Here is a 19643-nt window from a genome sequence, read left to right on the forward strand (position 1 = left end):
GAGAACCCGGCGGGAGCGCCGGGCGGAGGAGCCCGGCACCGAACCCCGGTCAGGAGCCGAAGATGCCGATCGTCACCATTCAGCAGGGTCCGCGCGAGGTCGCCCAGAAGCGCGAGCTGGTCGAGAAGGTCACCACCGCCTTCGTCGAGACGCTGGGCGTCCCGGCCGAGAGCGTGTTCGTGTTCGTCAACGAGTACCGGCCGGAGGACTGGGGCTCGGCGGGCCGGCTCACCGCGGACAAGTAGCGGTCGCGCCCGCCGACCGCCGACGGCCTTGCGGCGCCGGTCAGTTGGCCTGGCCGGCGCTGCCCATCGGGCCGATCTTCACCGGGGTGCCGGGGCGGTCCGAGACCGGCAGCGAGGCGGCGCCCGGCCAGGGGAGGGTGACCGACTGGGTCTCGTCCGGCGGGGTCACCACCAGTCCGGTGATGCGGACGCCGGTGCCGCCCGTCTTGTTCTCCGGGTAGCTGATGCCGAAGAAGGTCGACTTCCCGTTCTTGAGCACGCCCGGGACGACCGGCTCGCCGGAGCGCTGCGCGGACAGCGAGCCCGCGTTGGTCTTCAGGTCGACGCCGGCGTACCCGGAGATCGCGCAGTCGTGGCCGCTGTGGTTCTTCAACTCGACCACGACGGTGCGGTTCTCGTCGCCGTCGATGGTGCGGTCCGCGGCCGTGATCGCCAGGTCCTCGGTCCGGCACTTGGCGCCGGCCTTGCCCGCGTCGGTGGAGCCGCTCCCGGCGGCCGTGCCCTTCGCGCCGGGGGTCGCCGCACCGGGGGCCGTACCGCCGGCGGTCTTCCCGCCCGGGGCGGCGCCGGTGGGCGCGGCGGGCACGGTGGCCGCCGCGCTCGGCGCGGTCGACGGCTTGGCCTGGTCCGTGCCGGTGTCGTCGTTCTGGCAGGCGGTGAGCGAGAGACCCGCGGCAACGGCCAGGGCGGCGAAGGTGAGCTTGTGAGCGCGCATCGTGACTTCCTCGGTGTCGGGTGGCTTTCCGGCTGCTCGGTACGGGTCGGTACCAGCGGGCGTTCCGGAGAGCAGGACCGCGCCGCCCGGTGAACCGTTCCGCCCACCCGGCCGCCACTACAGGCCTGTTACACGAACGGCCGGGCACCGCGACGCCCCGCCACCGGCCGCGGCGCGCCCCGGGCCGGTCGGAGCAGCGGTTCCGGGCAGGTTCCGAGCCGCGCTCCGGCCGCCGTCCACCGCCGCCCGCGGCCGCCGCCCGCTGGGACAGACCCGTGACCCGAAGGATCTTGACCGACCGGGGTCAGCGCGTCCAGCGGTGCGTGACGATGGCTCAATGAGCGTCTCCCGTCAGCGAATCGAGGCACCGATGTTCCGCAGCGAGCGCCCGCACGACGCCCACCGCCCCACTCCGCGCGAGACCGCCGAGGAGTGGGGCGGGCGGATCGCGGCCGTCCGGGACGCCCCGCCGGACTGGTTCCTCCTGGTCGGCCGCCAGTCCACCGACCACCACCTCTGCCACCTCGACCTCGACTACCACCTGGGTCGCGAGTTCACCGCCGTCGTGCAGACCTCGCGCCCGCTGCCGCCCGGGCACCGGATCGACTCCCGCACCACCCCGGAGTCCCAACTGGCCAACTTCCTGGCCAACTCCGGCCGCTCCACGTTCGACCCCCGGACCGAGCCGTTCCCGGCCTTCGAGGGCAGCGGCACCGGCCTGCTCCGGCTCGACGGCGCACCCGTGCGGGTGGAGGTCCACCACGGCCACGGCTGCCGCAGCGCGTTGATCCCCGAACTCCCCGGCCAGGCCGGATATGTGATCGTCACAGCGTTCGACGAGTACTGGGACGCCGCCTCCGACCTGGTCCTTCGCCCACCGACGACTTTCTGACCGGGACTGGCCAAAACTCGCCGGTACCGGTCGGGGGGTGGGGTTAGCCTGACGACATGGTTGCAAACTACAAGGAAGAAGTGGCCATGAGTGAGCCGGAGTTCGTCAGCGCACCCGCTTTGATCCTCCGCTCCCTCGCCTCCGACCCCGACCGGCGTGCCATCACCACCGCCGACGGCGTCGAGATCACCGGCGGCGAGTTCGCCGCCGCCACCTACCGGCTCGCCCACGAGCTGATCGCCCGCGGCGCCGGCCGCGGCGCCACCGTCACCCTGCTCACCGGCAACACCCCCGAGGCGCTCAGCGCCCGCTACGCCGCGGGCCTGGCCGGCGCCCGGGTGGTCAACCTGTACGACGGCATGAGCGCCCCGGTCCTGGCCGAGATCACCACCAGCGTCGACACCACCGTCCTGCTCGTCGACGCCGAGCGGTACGCCGACGCCCCCGCCCTGCTCCCGCTGCTCCAGGCCGGCCCCGCCGCCCCGACCGTCCTCACCCTCGGCCCCGCCCCCGAGGGCATCGGCCCGGACGCGATCGCCGCCTCCGCCCACCACCCCGCCGAGGACCCGGCCGTCCCGGTCGGCCCCGACGACGACCTCGGCATCCGCCACACCGGCGGCACCACCGGCATCCCCAAGGGCATCCTCAGCCTCCACGGCCCCTACCGCCGGTTCTTCGACCAGCCGCTCCCCGGCAACGCGGACGGCCGGCCGCCCCGCCTGCTCGCCGCCACCTCCCTCGCCCACCTGGCGGGCGTCCTCACCGACCTGACGCTCCGGCACGGCGGATCCGTCGTCCTCCAGCGCTCCTTCGACCCCGGCCGCGTCCTCGCCGCGATCGAGCGCGAGCAGATCACCGACCTGTGGGTGCTGCCCCCGCTGCTCTACCAGCTGCTGGACCACCCGGCCGTCGGCCGCACCGACCTGTCCAGCCTGCGCCGGATCGACTACGGCGGCTGCGCCTCCTCCCCGGCCCGGATCCGCGAGGCGATCAAGGTGTTCGGGCCCGTCCTGGTCAGCCTCTACGGCATGTCCGAGGCCCAGAAGATCGCCGCCCTCACCCCGGAGGAGTACCCGCGCTTCGGCGACGACGGCCCGCTGCCGGTCGGCCGGCCCTTCCCCGACGTGGAGGTGGCGATCCGCGCCACCGACGGCACCGACCTGCCCGTCGGCGAGCAGGGTGCGGTGCACGTGCGCTCGAAGATGCTGATGGCCGGGTACTGGAAGCAGCCCGACCTCACCGCCCGGGTGCTGCGGGACGGCTGGCTGGACACCGGCGACGTCGGCTACTTCGACGCGGACGGCTACCTCTACCTCGCCGACCGCCTCAAGGACCTGATCATCGTCGTCGGCGGCCACGTCTACCCCACCGAGGTCGAGGAACTGCTCCTCACCCACCCGGGCATCGCCCAGTGCGCCGTCTACGGCGTCCACGACGAGCAGCAGGCCGAACACGTCCACGTCGCCGTCGTCCCCGCCCCGGGACACCGGCCGCAGCTGGAGGAGGTCCGCGCCTTCGTCACCGCCGCCAAGGGCCGCATCTACGCCCCCGAAGCCCTCCACCTGGTCGACGCCATCCCGCTGACCGCCGTCGGCAAGCCCGACAAGAAGCGGCTGCGCGAGAGCCTCCCGCACTGAACCGGTGCCGGGTCGTACCGGGACCGCCGGGACCGGTACGACCCGGCCCTCACCGGAACCGCACCGAACCCGGCCCGGATCCCCACCCGGTTTCACCCCCAGGCGGGATTTGGCTCAATGAACCCCCGCCCCGGTGCCGAGAAGCCAACGGGGGGTGGCGGCGCTGAGGGCTGCCACCCCTCCCCCGCGGGGGCCGCGGTTCACCGCTGCCCCGCGACACCGTCCAGACAGCAGCGCACGAAGTCCCGCACCACCGGGTCGCCGTCGTCCGCCGGGGACCACGCCACCGCGAGCCGGCTGGGGCTCACCCCGCTCACCGGCCGGTAGGCGATGCCCGGGCGGGCGTAGAAGCGGGCGGTCGACTCGGGCGCGAGGGCGACGCCGTAGCCGTTCGCGATGGCGCTCAGCCAGTCGTCGGGGTGCTCCACCACGGCGCCGATCCGGACCGGGCGCCCCTCGCGCTCGTCGGCCGCGACCCAGTAGTCCCGCCAGCCGCCGGTCCCGGCCGGGGCCGCCACGAACGGCTCGTCCCACAACTCCCGGAACGGGACCACCTCCAGGGCGGCCAGCGGGTGCGCCGAGGGCAGCGCCACCCAGCGCGGCTCGACGGACAACCCCGCCACCCGCCACCGCTCCTGGCCGGGGAACGGCAGCCGCAGCAGCGCCGCGTCGGCCTCCCCCGCGGCCAGGCCCGCCGTCGGGTCCGACCAGGCCGCGTGCCGCATCTCGACCCGCCAGCCCGGATGCCGGGCGGTGAACCCGGCCACGATGCCCGGGGTGGCCTCGTTGGCGGCGCTGGCCAGGAAGCCGACCCGCAGCACCCGCCCGGCCCGGCTCGCCGCCCCCCGGGTCTCCCGCAGCGCCGCCTCCCAGTCGGCCAGCAGCCCCGGCACCCGCGCCGCGAGGCTCCGACCCGCCGCGGTGAGCGCCATCCCGGCCCGGGAACGGACGAACAGCGGCACCCCGAGCAGGGTCTCCAGCTGCCGGATCTGCTTGGTCAGCGCGGGCTGGGAGACGTACAGCCGCTCCGCCGCGCGGGTCAGGCTGCCGTCCTCGGCGACCGCGGCGAAGGTGCGCAGCAGCCGGGTGTCCACATCCATTCCACCAGGTTATGGAAGCAGGTATTGGACGCAAGGGGAGCGCCCCGAAGAGGCTTGGCAGCAGGGCGGATCCCGCCCGAGCGCAACCCTCTCCCCCCTGAGGAGTCCCGTGTCCGTCGCCCTGGTCACCGTGACCGTCGTCGCCGTCGCCGCCAACGCCGCGATCGCCGCCGCCGACCTCGCCAAGGCCCCGTTCGTCCTGGCCAACTCCGCCGAGGTGCGGGTCCGACCGGAGTGGGTGCCGTGGCTGGCCTCCCTCAAACTGGCCGGCGCACTCGGCCTGCTGGCCGGCCTGCTCGGCCAACCGCTGCCGGGCCTGGCGGCGGCGGTCGGCCTGGTGCTGTTCTACATCGGCGCCGTGGCCACCCACCTCCGCACCCGGGTCCTCCACAACCTCCACTTCCCCGCCGCCTACCTCGCCCTGGCCGTCGCCACCCTCGCCCTCACTCTCCGGAGCCGGTAGGTCCGTTCGGGCGGAGCCGGCCGGCGGGCGGAGCAGCGGTCCGTACGCGTGGCCCGACGGCGGGCGGTCAGCGTCCGACGGCCCCGTCCAGCTGCTCCCGCAGGATGTCCGCGTGCCCGGCGTGCCGCCCGGTCTCCTCGATCATGTGCACCAGCACCCAGCGCAGCGACGGCCCCCCGGTGACATCGGGCCGCAGCGAGCGCACGCCCGGCCGGTCCAGGTCCGGGGCGGCCGCGGCCACCGCGTTCGCCCGGGCGACGGCGTCCCGGTAGGCGGCGACCGCCTCGGCCACCGCGCCCTCGCCGGACGGGAGTTCACCGGTGGAGCGCGGCTCCTCCCCCAGCCCGCCGTAGGCGTACTCGAACCAGTTGAGCTCGACCACGGTCAGGTGCCGGACCAGCCACAGCAGGCTGGTGCCGGAGGCGACGCCGGGGCGCCCGGCGTCCTCGTCACCGACGCCGTCCAGCTTGCCGATCACGGCCTCGCGCAGGTAGTCCAGGAAGGTCAGCAGGGTGGTCCGCTCATCGGTGTTGCCCCACGGCGGGCGACTGTCGGCGGACCTGCTCGGCGCGGCGCCCCGGGGCGCGGTGTTCTCGGTCACCGCGCCACCCTAAGGCCTGTCTCCTGGATCCTTGCCGGGGCCGCGGTGTTGGGGCAGGCACCCCACCACCGCGGCCTGATCCGACAAAATCCAGGAGACAGGCCCTAGCCGTCCGCACCCATCCGGTGGACCCTCACCAGCCCTGGCCGTGCACCCAGTCCGCGAGCTGCCGGGCGCAGCCGTCGACCGACTCCCGCCAGGTGTGCGCGGCGCCGTCCCCGGCCTCGTCGCTGACGTACTTGACCAGTCGCACCGGCACCCCGGCCCGGTGGGCGACGGCGGCCACCGCGTAGCCCTCCATGTCGACCAGGTCGGCGTGCTCGGCCAGCCGCTGCTTCGCCTCCGGGGAGTCGACGAACAGGTCACCGGTGGCCAGCACCGGCCCGTCGCCCTTGCCGACCACCAGTGGGGCGCCGTAGCTGCGCCCGGTGAGGGAGTGCAGGACCTCGGTGTCCAGGTCGTGCTGGATCACCTGGACGACGTGGTGGATACCCGCCCAGCCGGTGCGCAGCGCGCCGGCCGTGCCGAGGTTGATCACCTCGGAGGGCCGCTCGCCCCGGGCCAGGACGGTGGCCAGGGCCGCGGTGGCGTTGACCTTCCCTATCCCGGTGAGCAGCACGGGCAGCCGGTCGTCCAGGTGGGCGGCCTCCTCGCGGACCGCGACGACGAGCAGCGGGCGGTCGGGCGAGATCGTTCCAAGCAGTCGCATGGGCCCCATCGTACGGAGCCGGGGTGCGCCGGGCCCGGGAACAGCGCGGCGCGGAACCGCGCGGGGCACGGTCGGCGTCGCACGGATCGCCGCCTCCCCGTCGGGCCGCCCGGAGCGGTACGGGCCGGACGGGAGCGTGCGGGAACCGTGCACGACATGCTCAAGATCGGCGCAAGTCAGGTGTGGCCGGGGGGAGTCACGGCCATACTGCTGCCATCGGTCGGGCCCCGGGTGTCGGGTCCGGCCCCCTGGGGAGGATGAGGCAGGTGGCAACACCAGTAGGCAACGGCGCACCGGGCGCCGCGTTCCCGGCACGGCCGAGCGGGCCACCGGCCGTGCCGGGGGCGGCTCCGTACGGCGATCCGACGGCGCGCCGGGGGGCGGTACCACCCGGCTCCGCGGTGCGGCCGTCGGCCGGGCCGGGCGCCGGGCCGCCCGCGGGGCGCCCCGGGGCGGGGGTGCCGGCCCGCGGCGTGCGCGGCGCGCGCGCCCGGCTGGCGCAGGCCACCCGGACGCCGCCGGGCCGGCTGCGGCTGGCCGGGGTGGTGCTCGCGGTGCTCACCGTGGCCTTCGGCGGGCTCACCGCCTGGCAGTTGGAGAGCCGGGCGCAGGCCGCCGACCGGGTGGTCTCGCACAGCCAGCCGTTGAGCCGGGACGCCGCCGAGATCCACCGCTCGCTGGCCGACGCCGCCACCACCGCGGCCTCCGGCTTCCTGCTGGCCGGCGCCGAGCCCAGGGACGTCCGGGCCCGCTACGAGCAGGACCTCGCCCAGGCCGCCCAGCTGGTCTCCCAGGCCGCCGCCCGGACCACCGCGACCTCCCCGGCACAGGACTCACTCACCCGGCTGAACCAGCAACTCCCGGTGTACGCCGGTCTGGTGGAATCCGCGCGGGCCGACAACCGGCAGGGCATCCCGCTCGGCGGCGCCTACCTGCGGTACGCCTCCGAGCAGATGCAGACCGTGCTGCTGCCGGCCGCCGCCGAGCTGACCACCATAGAGAACGACGAACTGGCGGACGACTACGCCTCGGCCCGGGCGGTCCCGTGGGGGGCGTACGTCCTGGCGGTGCTGGCCCTGGCCGCGCTGGGCTGGGTGCAGCTGACCCTGTTCCGCCGCACCAACCGGGTGTTCAACGTGGGCCTGCTGGGCGCCACCGCCGCCGTGCTGGCCGGCACGCTCTGGCTCGCCGTGGCCGGGCTGACCACCGGCGCGGACCTGGCCAGGAGCGACCGCGACGGGGCGACCCCGCTGCGGGCGCTCAACGCGGCCCGGGTGGACGCGCTGACCGCCCGGCTGGCGGAGAACCTCAACCTGGTGGCGCGCGGCTCCACCGCCACGTACGCCGCGCAGTACACGGACCTCGTCAAGCACCTGGCCGGGGACCCGTCGAGCAAGGTCCCGATGGCGCAGCGCACCGGCTCGCTGCCGAACGCGATGGCCCTCGCCCCCGGCGCCGCCCAGGAGGCCCTGGCCACCGCCGCGACCGCGTACGACAGCTGGCAGCAGAAGCAACTCGCCGCCCACAACGCCGAGGTGGACAACGCCGACTACCAGGGCGCGCTGAACCAGACGGTGTCGGCCACCGACGGCACCAACACCGCCGACGCCGCCTTCAACGCGACCGACCGGGCGCTCGCCCAGGCCGCCGACATCGAGCAGGCCCGGTTCACGGCCGCCGCCGACGGCACCGCCGGGGAGCTGCGGCTGGCCGCGGTCGCGGCGGCGCTGCTCGGTCTGGCGGCCGCGGCCGCCGCGCTGCGCGGCCTGGGCCGACGACTCGCCGAGTACCGGTAGAGGGGGAACGGAAACGATGCGCACCAGAACCGTACCGACCAGGACCGCCGCCGCCGTGGCCGTGCTGGCGGCCTGCGCGGCCGTGCTCGGCGGGGGCGGCCCCTCCGGCGCCGCACCGGCCGCACCGGCCGCCGTGCCGCAGGCCGCGCCGCTGGCCGTCCAGCAGGCCCAGGACCAGTCCGACAGCTGCGACCTCTACGCCAGCGTGCCGCCGAGCTCGGCGGACGGCCCGGCCGTGAAGGCCATCAAGGCCAAGCGCAGCCTGGTGATCGGCGTGGACCAGAACAGCTACCGCTGGGGTGCCCGCAACCCGAACACCGGCCAGATCGAGGGCTTCGACATCGACCTCGCCCGGGCGATCGGCACCGCCATCATGGGCGACCCGGACAAGGTGGTGCTCAAGCCGGTGGCCACCGCCGACCGGGTCGACGCGGTGAAGCTGGGCCGGGTCGACCTGATCGTCCGCACCATGACCATCAGCTGCCAGCGGATGCAGGACGTCGCCTTCTCCAAGCCGTACTTCAGCATCACCCAGCGGGTGCTGGTCCCGAAGACCTCCCCGGCGAAGAACCTGGACGAGGCGATCACCGGCCGGAACGTCTGCGTCGCCAAGGGGTCGACCGCCGCCGACGTCTTCGACCCCACCAAGGAGGGGGCCAAGAAGGACACCGGCGCGCACCTGACGGTCGTGGAGAACCAGCTGGACTGCCTGGTCCTGATGCAGCTCGGCAAGGTCGACGCCACCATGACCGACGCCGGCCTGGCGGCCGGTCAGGCGGCCCAGGACCAGACCGTGCGGATCGTCGACGGCGACCTCAAGCCCGAGGTGATCGGCGTCGCCATGCTCAAGAGCAGCCCGGACCTCACCGCCCGGGTCAACCAGGTGCTGGCCGACTACCACAGCAGCGGCGACTGGGGGCGCAGCTACGACCGCTGGCTGAAGCCGTACATGGTCAACGACGCCGAGCACTACTGGCCGGTGCCGCACTGACGCCCGGTCCGGGTCGGGTACGGAGCGGTCCGGGCGCGGGGCGTTGACGTCGTCTTGACGCCCCGCGCCCGCACCGCCCGCACGGCCACCGGCTAGGGTTCGGGACGATCACCACGGGGAGACCGGTGGTGGACACGGGGGTTGTCGTGGGACGGCCCGTCGCACGCGACGGCTTCGCACGCGAGGAAGGAAGGACACCGCGGTGGCGGCATCGGCTGGCCCGGTACTGAGCCGGGAGGAGGTGGACCGCGCCCTCGCGCGCCTCGGCGCGGAGCGGGACGCGGTCGAGTCGGCGCTGCTCGCCCTCCAGGACCACCCGGGCCTGCGGCTGCTGGACGGCGCCGAGCTGTCCGGCCGCACCCTGGAGCGCTGGTCGGTCGCCGGCAAGGGCCTGCCGCTGCTCTGGGCGCTGTTCGACCGCTACTCCGAGGCGCTCGCCTCGGCGCGCGCCGTCCGGGCCCGCAAGGCCAAGCCCGGGGCACCCGAACTCGCCGAGCTGAGCGAGCTGCTGACCGGCGACGCGGTGACCGTCCCCGGCGGCGCGGTGCCGGACGGGCCGCAACTGCTGGGCGCGCCCGCCAAGCTGGTCGAGCGGATCAGCCTGGACGCGCTGATGGCCCGGATGAACTCCTGGTACGCCACCGTGCTGGAGGTGGTCAGCGCGGCCGACGCGGTCTGGTCGGCGCTGCCGGCCCGGATCGACCTGCTGCTGGCCGAGCTGCACCGGGTGCGGACGCTGGCCGCCTCGCTCGGCGTGCGCACCGGCGGCCACCCGCTCGGCGACGACCTGGACGGGCTGGAACGCGACCTCACCGAGCTGCGCACCGAGGTCCGCGAGGACCCGCTGGCGCTGTGGCGCCCGGCCCGGGTGCCCGCCCAGCGCGGCACGGTGCCGGAGGGCGAGGCCTTCGCCTCCCCCTCCGGGGTGGTGGACACCGAGCGGTTCGACCGGGCCGGCCGGGCGCTGGACGGCGTCCGGCTGGAGCTGGAGAACCTGCTACGGCTGCGCGACGACGCCGAGGAGCGGCTGCAGGGCGTCGGCGACCTGCTCCAGCGGGCCGACGCCACCCTGGCCGAGGCCCGCCGGGCCCGCGGCGAGGTGCTGGCGAAGATAGCGGCCAGCGACGTGCCGGCGGTGCCCGGCCCGGCCTCGGCCCTGCGCGAACGGATCGTCACCGCGCTGGACCTGCGCCAGGGCGGGCAGTGGGGCCGGCTGGCGCCGCTGCTGGACGCGCTGGAGGACGCCGCCGCCAAGGAGCTGGCCCGGGCCCGGCACTCGCTCACCGAGGTCACCCAGCCGCTGGCCGTCCGGGCCGAGCTGCGCGGCCGGCTGGACGCCTACAAGGCGATGGCGGCCCGGATGCGGGTCGCCGAGGACCCGGAAGTGATCGAACGCTACGAGAAGGCGCGCTGGCTGCTCTGGAGCGCGCCGTGCGACCTGCGGGCGGCGGCCGCCGCGGTGGCCCGCTTCCAGCAGTCGCTGCGCCCGGCCCAGGGCGAGGCCGCCGGGGACGCGCGGCCGCCCGGGGGCGGACAGGCACACGGGACCGGCCAGACGCCGGTCGACGGACAGGTACAGGGGGGCTGAGGTTGATGGGCGAGACGTGCGTACGGCCGGACTGCTCCGGCAGCGGCAGGATCGACGCCGACGGCTACTGCGACGAGTGCGGGCTGGCGCCCGCGGGGGCGTCGACGGCGGCGGCCGCGGTGTCGGCACCGCCCCCGCCGGCCGCCGCCGGCCCCGGCTCGCCGTGCCCGCGGGACTGCTCGGGCACCATCGACGCGGACAACTACTGCGACGAGTGCGGCCTGACCCCGCCCGGCGCCGACACGGGGGTCACCCACCCCTACGTCCCGTCCGCCCGGGCCACCCCGGACTCCGCCCGCAGCGGCTCGGTCCGCTCGACCCGCACCGGCAGCAGCCGCTCGATGTCCGGCCGCTCCCGCTCGCACCGCTCGACCCGCACCGGCAGCAGCCGCTCGGTCTCGGTGCGCTCCACCCGCGGCAGCGTCAGCGCGGGCACCCGCAACCGGCTGGGCGCCGGCCTGGTCACCGTACCGACGGTGGAGACGGCCGACCCGTCGCTGGCGGTACTGGCCAACCCCGAGGTGCCCGAGCGCAAGCGGTTCTGCTCCAAGTGCGAGGCCCCGGTGGGCCGGGAGAAGAACGGCCAGCCGGGCCGCCCGGACGGCTTCTGCACCAAGTGCGGCACGCCGTACTCCTTCACGCCCAAGCTGCGCCGCGGCGACCTGGTCGGCGGGCAGTACGAGGTGGTCGGCTGCCTGGCGCACGGCGGGCTCGGCTGGATCTACCTGGCGGTGGACCGGCGGGTCAACGACAAGTGGGTGGTGCTCAAGGGCCTGCTGGACACCGGGGACGAGGACGCGCTCGCCGCGGCCGTCGCCGAGCGGCGCTTCCTGGCCGAGGTGGACCACCCGAACATCGTCCGGATCATCAACTTCGCCGAGCACCCGGACCTGCGCACCGGCTCCACCGACGGCTACATCGTGATGGAGTTCGTCGGCGGCAAGTCGCTCAAGGACATCGCCAACGACCGCCGCACCGCGGACGGCCGGCGCGAGCCGCTGCCGGTCGAGCAGGCCATCGCGTACGCCCTGGAGGCGCTGCCGGCACTGGGCTACCTGCACGGCCGGGGCCTGATCTACTGCGACTTCAAGATCGACAACGTGATCCAGAGCGGCGACACGCTCAAGGTCATCGACATGGGCGCGGTCCGCCGCTTCGACGACGACGGCCCGATCTACGGCACCATCGGCTACCAGGCCCCGGAGATCGCCACCGACGGCCCCTCCCCCGCCTCCGACCTCTACACCGTGGCCCGCACCCTCGCGGTGCTCACCTTCGACTTCCAGGGCTACAGCACCACCTACCGGGACTCGCTGCCCGGCCCCGAGGACGTCGAGGTCTTCGCGCGCTACGAGTCGTACTACCGCTTCCTGGTCCGCGCCACCGACCCGGACCCGGCCCGCCGCTTCTCCTCCGCCGAGGAGATGGCCGACCAGCTGACCGGTGTGCTGCGGGAGATCCTGGCCCTCCAGGACGACCGGCCCCGGCCCGCGCCGTCCACCCTGTTCGGCCCCGAACTGCGCGTCGTGGACACCGAGTTGGTGCTGCCCGCCGACCAGGCCGGGCAGCTCCGGGTGACCGCCCTCGACCCGGCGGCCGCCGCCCTCGCGCTGCCCGTCCCCCGGGTCGAGCCCGGCGACCCCAACGCCGGCTTCCTCGCCACCCTGCTCGCCGCCGACCCCGAGGAGGCGCTCGCCGCCCTCGGCGCCGCCCCGGCCGTCTCGGTGGAGAGCCGGCTGCGCGAACTGCGCGCCCTGCTCGAACTCGGCCGCCACGGCGCGGCCGGGACCGCGCTGGCCGAGCTGGAGCACGACCACCCGGACGACTGGCGGGTGGTCTGGTACCGCGGGCTGGTCGCCCTGGTCCGCGCCGCCGCGGACGCCACCGAAGCCCAACTGCGGGCCGCCGCCGAGGCCTTCGACGCGGTCTACGACGCCTTCCCCGGCGAGGCCGCACCCAAGCTCGCCCTGGCCATCTGCGCCGAACTGCTCGGCGACGGCGGCGACGCCGCCGAGTTCTACCGCCTGGTCTGGACCACCGACCGGTCCTACCTCAGCGCCGCCTTCGGCCTGGCCCGGGTCCGCCTCACCGAGGACGACCGGCCCGCCGCGGTGCGCGTCCTGGAGACCGTCCCGGCCACCTCCAGCCAGTACACCGCCGCCCGGATCGCCGCCGTCCGCGCCCGGCTGCGCGAACGCGCCGCCACCGACCCGCTGGCCCCCGACCTCGCCGCCGGCTCCGCCCAGCTGACCGCGCTGCGGCTGGACGACCGCCGCCGCGAGGAGCTCTCGGTCGAGGTGCTCGGCGCGGCCCTCGGCTGGGTCGGCGCCGGCTCGGCCGGGGCCGGCCAGGGCTCCGACCTGGTGGTCCTGGGACGTCCCGCCGTGGAGCGGGAACTGCGCTTCGCCCTGGAACAGTCCTACCGGGTACTCGCCCGGTTGGCCGACCGGGCCGAGACCAGGATCGAGATGGTGGAACGGGCCAACCGGGCCCGCCCCAGGACGTGGGTGTAGCCGATGCCGCAGCAGACCGAGTGCCCGAGCTGTTCCGAGCCGATGGAGCCGGAGGACGCCTACTGCGGGCGCTGCGGGGCCGGCCGGGACGGGCGGGCGGCCCCGGGCGCGATGCCCGCGAGCTGGGCCACCGCCCGCGGTGAGGCCGTGCCGCCGCAGCGCGGGCCGGTCTGCGTCCACTGCGGGCAGGCACAGGTCACCGAGGACGGCTACTGCGAGGGCTGCGGCAGCGCCCAGCCGCGCCCGCGCGACCACATGGAGAAGTCGCTCGCGGGCGTCGCCGGGGTCAGCGACCGCGGCGTCCGCCACCACCGCAACGAGGACTCCTTCACCGTCGCCGCCACCTCGCTGCCCGGCGGCGAGCCGGTCGTGGTCGCCGTGGTGTGCGACGGCGTCTCCTCCTCCGACCGCCCGGACGAGGCCTCGGAGACCGCCGTCGACGCCGCCTCGGAATCCCTGCTGACCTCGCTGGAGGCCGGCCGGGACCCGGAGCAGGCGATGCGCGCGGCGATCGCCGACGCCGCCAAGGCCGTCGCCGACCTCGCCGCCGACGGCGCCGGCCCGGTCCGCCCCGACCTCAACGCGCCCGCCTGCACCTACGTCAGCGCGATAGCGGCGAACGGCCGGATCACCATCGGCTGGGTCGGCGACACCCGGGCGTACTGGATCCCGGACGACCGGGCCGGCGCCGAGCCCTTCCGGCTCACCCAGGACGACTCCTGGGCGGCCCGGATGGTCGAGGCCGGGCTGATGGGCGAGGCCGAGGCGTACGCCGACCCGCGCGCCCACGCGATCACCGGCTGGCTCGGCGCCGACGCCGAGGAGGTCGTGCCGCACACCCTCGCCTTCGCCCCGCACGTCCCCGGGGTGCTGCTGATCTGCACCGACGGGCTGTGGAACTACGCCGAGGCGGCCACCGACCTGGCGTACTACGTCCGCCCGGACGCCCGCACCGAACCGCTCGCGGCCGCGCAGACCCTGGTGAAGTTCGCCGTCGCGGCCGGCGGGCACGACAACATCACCGTCGCGGTGCTGCCGATCGAACCCTCCGCCGCCGCACTGGCGGAGATCGCCGAGACGCCCACCGCGCTGGACCTCAAGGTCGTTCGGCGTCCCGGCGCCCCGGCCGCCGCCGGGGCCGACGACGACGAGGACCACGAGCCGACCCTGCCGGACCTCCCGGTGATCGGCTCCGCCGCCGCCCCGCTGCCCCCGGTACAGGCCCCGGCCCCGGCCGTCACGGTCCCGGCCGTCCCGCCCGCGCCGCCCCTCGCCCCGCCGCCGGCCGCCCCGGCGGCACCCTCCGCACCGCCCGCACCGCCCGTCCCGCCCCAGCCGCCGCACCCGCCGACCGCCTGACGGTCGACCGGCCGACCGGCCGCGCCCGGACCGACGGCCCCCGTCCGCCGGACCGACCACCGACCTTCCCGCATCCACTCCTCATCCGACGGGAGCCACCGCCCCATGGCAACACTGGCGAAGCCGAACCTGCCCAGGTTCGACGTGGAGATCTTCCAGAACGAGTACCTGGCCGACGGCGCCCGCGAGGTCAACGCCATCGTCACCGTCACCTCCACCGGCGGCGGCACCTCCGGCGGCCGCCCGCTCGGGGTCACCGACGGCGCCCGGCAGGGCGGCGACGCCGACGCCGCCGTGGTGATCCTGGTCGACTGCTCGGGCTCGATGGACTACCCCAAGACCAAGATCAACGGCGCCCGCGAGGCCACCGCCGCCGCCATCGACGCGCTGCGCGACGGCACCGCCTTCGCCGTGGTCGCCGGCACCCACGAGGCCCGTGACATCTACCCCGGCGACGGCACCCTGGCGACCGCCTCGGCGAGCACCCGGCACCAGGCCAAGGAGTCGCTGCGCCGCCTCACCGCGGCCGGCGGCACCGCGATGGGCACCTGGCTGGCCAAGGCCGACAGGCTCTTCCTCACCCGGCGCGACATCGCCATCCGGCACGCCATCCTGCTCACCGACGGCAACAACGAGCACGAGTCCGCCGAGGACCTCGCCGGCACCGTCGAGCGGGTCACCGGCCACTTCACCGCCGACTGCCGCGGCGTCGGCACCGACTGGCGGATCGACGAGCTGCGCAAGATCTCCTCGGCCCTGCTCGGCACCACCGACATCGTCGCCGAACCCTCCGGCCTCGCCGAGGACTTCCGCTCGATGATGGCCGGTGCGATGGGCAAGCAGGTCGCCGACGTCGCGCTGCGGATCTGGACGCCGGCCAACGCCACCGTGAAGTTCGTCAAGCAGGTCGCTCCCACGGTCGAGGACCTGACCGAGCGCCGGGCCGAGGCCGGGCCCCGGGCCGGCGACTACCCCACCGGCTCCTGGGGCGACGAGAGCCGCGACTACCACGTCTGCGTCGAGGTCCCGGCCGCCTCCGTCGGCAACGAGATGCTCGCCGCCCGGATCAGCCTGGTCCTGCCCCCGCCGGCCGGCGGCGGCACCCCCGAGGTGCTCAGCCAGGGCCTGGTCAAGGCCGTCTGGACGGACGACCTCGCCTCCTCCACCCGGATCAGCCCGCAGGTCGCCCACTACACCGGGCAGGCCGAGCTCGCCTCCTCGATCCAGGAGGGTCTGGAGGCCCACCGCGCCGGGGACGTCGACACCGCCACCGCCAAGCTCGGCGCCGCCGTCCGGATCGCCCACGCGACCGGGAACGACGGCACCTTCAAGCTGCTGCAGAAGGTGGTGGACGTGGTCGACCCGAAGGAGGGTACGGTTCGGTTCCGTAAGAACGTGAGCGAGGCCGACTCGATGACCCTTGAGACCCGGTCGACCAAGACGGTACGTGTGAAGAAGTGACCGCTGAAGACGTGATCGGGCCGGCCGCCCGGCACCGCGCCGCACCGCACCGGCCCGAAACGAGGGGGACCTGATGCCGATCTGCCCGAGGGGCCACGAGTCGCAGGCCGAGGACTGGTGCGACTTCTGCGGCTTCCCGATGACCCCACCGGTCCCGGCGCCCGGAGCCCACGGGGGCTACCCCGGGGCGCCCGGCGCCGACCCCGCGCACGGCGCGCCCGCCGGCTACCCGCAGCACGGCGGTGCCGCGTTCGGCGCGCCGCCGCCTCCGCCGGCACCGCCGGGGGCCGTACCGCCGCCCGGGGCGTTCCCCCCGCCGGGCGGCTACCCGCCGCCCGGGGCCGTACCGCCACCGCCCGGAGCACCGCACGGCCCCACCGAGGGCCTGACCGTCTGCCCGATCTGCCGCAGCCCGCAGACCGGCCGGTTCTGCGAGGAGTGCGGCTACGACTACGACCTGTCCGCCCCCTCGCGCCGCCAGGCGCCGGCCGCCGGCGCGCCCGCGCCCGGCCCGGCCCAGCCGCCGCCGCTGAACATCCCGGCGGCCTACGGCGGTCCCGCCCAGCCGCCGCAGCCCCAGCACCCGCAACCGGAGTACCAGCAGCCGGAGTACCCGCAGCCGCCGGCCCCGGAGTACCCGCACACCTACGGCTACCCGCCCGCCCTGCCCACCCACGGGCAGGAGGGGCACACCCCCGGCGGCGCCTTCCCGGAGACCCCCCGGGAGGACTCCGGACCGGTGTACGCCGAGCCGGCCGGCCCCGGCCCGAACACCCGCGGCGGCGACTTCGGCACGTCCTTCCACCTGGCCCCGCCGCAGCCCCAGCCGGATGCCCAGCCGGCGGGCGTCCCGGCCGAGCCGGTCCGGGCCAACTGGATCGCGGTGGTCTCGGCCGACCGCGACTACTTCACCGACATGATGGCCCGCAGCGGTCCCGAGGCGGCCGGCCTGTTCTTCCCGCCGTACTGCCCGGAGCGCCGGATCCCGCTGACCGGCCGCGGCCAGCTGCGGATCGGCCGGCGCAGCCAGCACCGGGGCACCGTGCCGGAGATCGACCTGTCGGTGCCGCCGGAGGACCCGGGTGCCTCGCACCAGCACGCGCTGCTCGCCGAACAGGCGGACGGCAGCTGGGTGCTGGTGGACCAGGACTCGACCAACGGCACCACCGTGAACGGCGGCGCGGAGCCGATCTCCCCGCACACCGCCGTCCCGCTGGGCGACGGTGACCGCATCCACATCGGCGCCTGGACGACGATCACCGTGCACCGCGCCTGACCGGCCCCCTGACGACCGGTCAGCGACAACTCCGGCCGGGCCGGGCGGAATTCAGCATTTCGCCCGGCCCGGCTTTTCCCGGTACTTCTCCGGCGACTTCCTCAGGGGATCCGCAAATCCGCGCCCGCGGTGTGCACAAGGCGCCCGGAAACCCCTATTCTCAGGGCTCATGACTGCTGCAATATCCGCTGACGGCATCCGCCAGCGGTACGGGGATGTGCTGGCCGTCGACGGGGTGTCGCTCACCGTCGAGACCGGCGAGTTCTACGGGATCCTGGGCCCCAACGGGGCCGGGAAGACCACCACCATGGAGATCCTGGAAGGGGTCAGGAAGCCCGACGAGGGCCGGGTGGAACTGCTCGGGACGGCGCCCTGGCCGCGCAATCCGAAACTGCTGCCGCGCATCGGCGTGCAGTTCCAGGCCTCCGCTTTCTTCCGGAAACTGACCGCCCGGGAGACCATCCGCACCTTCGCGTCGTTCTACGGGGTCGGCCCCCGGCGGGCCGACGCGATGCTGGAGCGGGTCGGACTCTCCGACAAGGCCGGGACCCTCACCGACCAGATGTCCGGCGGCCAGGCCCAGCGCCTGTCGATCGCCTGCGCGCTGGCCCACGACCCGGAGCTCGTCTTCCTCGACGAGCCCACCACCGGCCTCGACCCGCAGGCCCGGCGCAACCTCTGGGACCTGCTGCGGGACATCAACGCCGAGGGGCGCACCGTCGTCCTGACCACCCACTACCTGGACGAGGCCGAGGTGCTCTGCGACCGGGTCTCGATCATGGACCACGGCAAGGTCCTGCACACCGGCGCCCCCGCGGCGCTGATCCGGGAGATCGACGACACCGTCCGGATCAGCGTGGCCTCCGGCCAGCTCCCGGTCGAGCGGGCCCGTGACCTGCTGGCCGCGGCCGGCGCCGACATCGCCACCCTGGAGGACGACACCGTCTCGCTCTCCGTCTCCACCCGCATTCCGGGCCCGGTGCTCGGCGTCCTCGCCGAGCAGAACGCACTGCGCGGCCTCGAAGTGCGCGGCGCCACCCTGGAGGACGTCTTCCTCCAGCTCACCGGACGGGAGTTCCGCGCATGACCGTCTCGACCTCCACCGAGCCGAAGGCGCCCGCCCCGCGCGGCGGTTCGGCCGACACCGCCGGCGGGCGGGAGCGGGTCAGCGCCTTCTGGAGCCTGTCCCGGGCGATGCTGCTCGGGATGAAGCGCGACCGCACCGCCACCTTCTTCGTCCTGCTGTTCCCGCTGGTCTTCCTGGTCTTCTTCGGCTCCGTCACCAAGGGCTCCTCCAGCCCGCACGCCAAGGTCGCCCAGGTCGGCGCGGTGAAGCTGTTCGACTCGATGTCGGGCGAGGAGCGGGCCGGCCTGGACAAGGTCCTCACCATCACCAGGACCGACGACGAGGCCGGCACCCTGGAGAAGGTCCGCAAGGGCGACTACGACGCGATGATCACCCAGGGCCCGGACGGAAAGGTGGAGCTCCGCTACACCGCCGCCGACCAGGTCCGGGCCGGCGCGCTCCAGGGCATCGTCACCTCGGTCGTGCAGAGCGCCAACCAGGCGGCCACCCACCAGCCGGCCGCCTACGTGGTGGACGCCCAGCAGGTCGAGGACCAGTCGCTCAAGCCGATCCAGTTCCTCACCCCGGGCCTGCTCGGCTGGGCCGTCGCCACCGGCGCGGTCTTCGGCGCCGCGCTGACCCTGGTCAACTGGCGCAAGTCCAAGGTGCTGCGCCGGCTGCGGCTGGCCCCGATCAGCGCCGGCACCGTGGTCAGCTCCCGGATCCTGGTCTCGCTGCTGACCGCGTTCCTGCAGACCGCCGTCTTCCTGGTGGTCGCGACGTCCTTCTTCGGGCTCAAGCTCACCGGCGACTGGTGGCTGGTCCTCCCGCTGGTGGCCTGCGCGACCCTCTCCTTCATGTCGATCGGCCTGCTCGCCGGTTCGATCGCCAAGACCGAGGAGGCGGCCAACGGCATCTCGCAGATCATCGTGCTGCCGATGTCCTTCCTGTCCGGCTCGTTCTTCCCGATGGACGGCGCCCCCGGCTGGCTGCAGACCGTCTCCAAGGTCATGCCGCTGCACTACCTGGTCGACACCGCCCAGACCGTGCTGACCCGCGGCGGCGGGATCGCCGACGCCCTGCCGACCATGGGCGGCCTGCTGCTCTTCGCGGCCGTGGTGACCGGCATCGCCTGGAAGCTGTTCAAGTGGGAAGACGCCTGATCCGCCCCGCCTGACGCCCACCGCCCCGACGGGGTCGTACGCCTTTGGTCCCGGTGTACGACCCCGTC

17 protein-coding genes are annotated in these 19643 nt (G+C 74.9%); 13 read left to right on the forward strand and 4 right to left on the reverse strand.

Translation table 11 applies throughout. The features are described from left to right. Positions 1 to 62: 62 nt before the first annotated feature. The gene (dmpI, locus tag AB0O91_RS35695) at positions 63 to 245 is read left to right on the forward strand and encodes a 4-oxalocrotonate tautomerase DmpI (protein ID WP_363442154.1); all 183 of its coding nucleotides are present in this window, start codon (positions 63 to 65) and stop codon (positions 243 to 245) included. Between the two features lie 40 nt (positions 246 to 285). Here dmpI and AB0O91_RS35700 read toward each other — a convergent pair whose 3' ends face one another. Next, complete coding sequence (locus tag AB0O91_RS35700; protein WP_363442156.1) at positions 286 to 960, reverse strand: DUF4232 domain-containing protein; 675 nt, start codon at positions 958 to 960, stop codon at positions 286 to 288. A 337-nt stretch (positions 961 to 1297) separates the two neighbouring features. Here AB0O91_RS35700 and AB0O91_RS35705 point away from each other — a divergent pair, with 337 nt between their 5' ends. After that, entirely contained in the window at positions 1298 to 1852 is a 555-nt protein-coding gene (locus AB0O91_RS35705) for a hypothetical protein (protein WP_363442158.1), read from the forward strand. 86 nt (positions 1853 to 1938) lie between these two features. Beyond that, positions 1939 to 3489 (forward strand): AMP-binding protein, encoded by a 1551-nt coding sequence (locus tag AB0O91_RS35710; protein WP_363442159.1) that lies wholly within the window; start codon positions 1939 to 1941, stop codon positions 3487 to 3489. 200 nt (positions 3490 to 3689) lie between these two features. Here the strand turns inward: AB0O91_RS35710 and AB0O91_RS35715 are convergent, their stop codons facing one another. After that, positions 3690 to 4589 carry a LysR family transcriptional regulator gene (locus tag AB0O91_RS35715; RefSeq protein WP_363442161.1) on the reverse strand — a complete coding sequence of 300 codons (900 nt, stop codon included), beginning with the start codon at positions 4587 to 4589 and terminating at the stop codon, positions 3690 to 3692. A 109-nt stretch (positions 4590 to 4698) separates the two neighbouring features. On the opposite strand from AB0O91_RS35715, the gene AB0O91_RS35720 reads away from it, so the two are divergent. Continuing rightward, positions 4699 to 5052, forward strand: coding sequence for a DoxX family protein (locus AB0O91_RS35720; RefSeq protein WP_363442163.1), 354 nt, complete (start codon positions 4699 to 4701; stop codon positions 5050 to 5052). A 67-nt stretch (positions 5053 to 5119) separates the two neighbouring features. Here the strand turns inward: AB0O91_RS35720 and AB0O91_RS35725 are convergent, their stop codons facing one another. Both AB0O91_RS35725 and AB0O91_RS35730 read right to left on the reverse strand, forming a co-directional pair. Continuing rightward, a complete protein-coding gene (locus AB0O91_RS35725; RefSeq protein ID WP_363442165.1) occupies positions 5120 to 5653 on the reverse strand; it encodes a DinB family protein in 534 nt (177 codons plus the stop codon). A 133-nt stretch (positions 5654 to 5786) separates the two neighbouring features. Further along, positions 5787 to 6362, reverse strand: a complete 576-nt coding sequence (locus tag AB0O91_RS35730; protein WP_363442167.1) for a nucleosidase — start codon at positions 6360 to 6362, stop codon at positions 5787 to 5789. Positions 6363 to 6835: 473 nt separating this feature from the next. Here AB0O91_RS35730 and AB0O91_RS35735 point away from each other — a divergent pair, with 473 nt between their 5' ends. From AB0O91_RS35735 to AB0O91_RS35775, 9 genes are all read left to right on the forward strand, one after another. Then, positions 6836 to 8158, forward strand: coding sequence for a hypothetical protein (locus tag AB0O91_RS35735; protein ID WP_363442169.1), 1323 nt, complete (start codon positions 6836 to 6838; stop codon positions 8156 to 8158). A 16-nt stretch (positions 8159 to 8174) separates the two neighbouring features. Continuing rightward, complete coding sequence (locus tag AB0O91_RS35740; protein WP_363442171.1) at positions 8175 to 9149, forward strand: transporter substrate-binding domain-containing protein; 975 nt, start codon at positions 8175 to 8177, stop codon at positions 9147 to 9149. Between the two features lie 202 nt (positions 9150 to 9351). Next, the gene (locus tag AB0O91_RS35745; RefSeq protein WP_363442173.1) at positions 9352 to 10737 is read left to right on the forward strand and encodes a hypothetical protein; all 1386 of its coding nucleotides are present in this window, start codon (positions 9352 to 9354) and stop codon (positions 10735 to 10737) included. 5 nt (positions 10738 to 10742) lie between these two features. Next, positions 10743 to 13250 (forward strand): tetratricopeptide repeat protein, encoded by a 2508-nt coding sequence (locus AB0O91_RS35750; RefSeq protein ID WP_363442175.1) that lies wholly within the window; start codon positions 10743 to 10745, stop codon positions 13248 to 13250. Positions 13251 to 13253: 3 nt separating this feature from the next. After that, positions 13254 to 14609 carry a PP2C family serine/threonine-protein phosphatase gene (locus AB0O91_RS35755; protein WP_363442177.1) on the forward strand — a complete coding sequence of 452 codons (1356 nt, stop codon included), beginning with the start codon at positions 13254 to 13256 and terminating at the stop codon, positions 14607 to 14609. Positions 14610 to 14714: 105 nt separating this feature from the next. After that, positions 14715 to 16070: a VWA domain-containing protein gene (locus AB0O91_RS35760; RefSeq protein WP_363442179.1), complete on the forward strand. Its 1356-nt coding sequence runs from the start codon at positions 14715 to 14717 to the stop codon at positions 16068 to 16070. A 73-nt stretch (positions 16071 to 16143) separates the two neighbouring features. Next, positions 16144 to 17346, forward strand: a complete 1203-nt coding sequence (locus AB0O91_RS35765; protein WP_363442181.1) for an FHA domain-containing protein — start codon at positions 16144 to 16146, stop codon at positions 17344 to 17346. A 169-nt stretch (positions 17347 to 17515) separates the two neighbouring features. Continuing rightward, complete coding sequence (locus AB0O91_RS35770) at positions 17516 to 18433, forward strand: ABC transporter ATP-binding protein (RefSeq protein WP_363442183.1); 918 nt, start codon at positions 17516 to 17518, stop codon at positions 18431 to 18433. Continuing rightward, positions 18430 to 19575 carry an ABC transporter permease gene (locus AB0O91_RS35775; protein WP_363442185.1) on the forward strand — a complete coding sequence of 382 codons (1146 nt, stop codon included), beginning with the start codon at positions 18430 to 18432 and terminating at the stop codon, positions 19573 to 19575. The genes AB0O91_RS35770 and AB0O91_RS35775 overlap by 4 nt, the downstream gene beginning before the upstream one ends. The last annotated feature ends 68 nt before the right edge of the window (positions 19576 to 19643 follow it).

Source organism: Kitasatospora sp. NPDC089797 (assembly GCF_040684795.1).
GTDB lineage: Bacteria > Actinomycetota > Actinomycetes > Streptomycetales > Streptomycetaceae > Kitasatospora.

Bases quoted from the DNA above. Each gene is read 5' to 3' on its own strand.
- dmpI (WP_363442154.1), top strand. From the start codon at position 63: ATGCCGATCGTCACCATTCAGCAGGGTCCGCGCGAGGTCGCCCAGAAG.
- AB0O91_RS35700 (WP_363442156.1), bottom strand. From the start codon at position 960: ATGCGCGCTCACAAGCTCACCTTCGCCGCCCTGGCCGTTGCCGCGGGT.
- AB0O91_RS35705 (WP_363442158.1), top strand. From the start codon at position 1,298: ATGAGCGTCTCCCGTCAGCGAATCGAGGCACCGATGTTCCGCAGCGAG.
- AB0O91_RS35710 (WP_363442159.1), top strand. From the start codon at position 1,939: ATGAGTGAGCCGGAGTTCGTCAGCGCACCCGCTTTGATCCTCCGCTCC.
- AB0O91_RS35715 (WP_363442161.1), bottom strand. From the start codon at position 4,589: ATGGATGTGGACACCCGGCTGCTGCGCACCTTCGCCGCGGTCGCCGAG.
- AB0O91_RS35730 (WP_363442167.1), bottom strand. From the start codon at position 6,362: ATGCGACTGCTTGGAACGATCTCGCCCGACCGCCCGCTGCTCGTCGTC.
- AB0O91_RS35740 (WP_363442171.1), top strand. From the start codon at position 8,175: ATGCGCACCAGAACCGTACCGACCAGGACCGCCGCCGCCGTGGCCGTG.
- AB0O91_RS35750 (WP_363442175.1), top strand. From the start codon at position 10,743: ATGGGCGAGACGTGCGTACGGCCGGACTGCTCCGGCAGCGGCAGGATC.
- AB0O91_RS35755 (WP_363442177.1), top strand. From the start codon at position 13,254: ATGCCGCAGCAGACCGAGTGCCCGAGCTGTTCCGAGCCGATGGAGCCG.
- AB0O91_RS35760 (WP_363442179.1), top strand. From the start codon at position 14,715: ATGGCAACACTGGCGAAGCCGAACCTGCCCAGGTTCGACGTGGAGATC.
- AB0O91_RS35765 (WP_363442181.1), top strand. From the start codon at position 16,144: ATGCCGATCTGCCCGAGGGGCCACGAGTCGCAGGCCGAGGACTGGTGC.
- AB0O91_RS35770 (WP_363442183.1), top strand. From the start codon at position 17,516: ATGACTGCTGCAATATCCGCTGACGGCATCCGCCAGCGGTACGGGGAT.
- AB0O91_RS35775 (WP_363442185.1), top strand. From the start codon at position 18,430: ATGACCGTCTCGACCTCCACCGAGCCGAAGGCGCCCGCCCCGCGCGGC.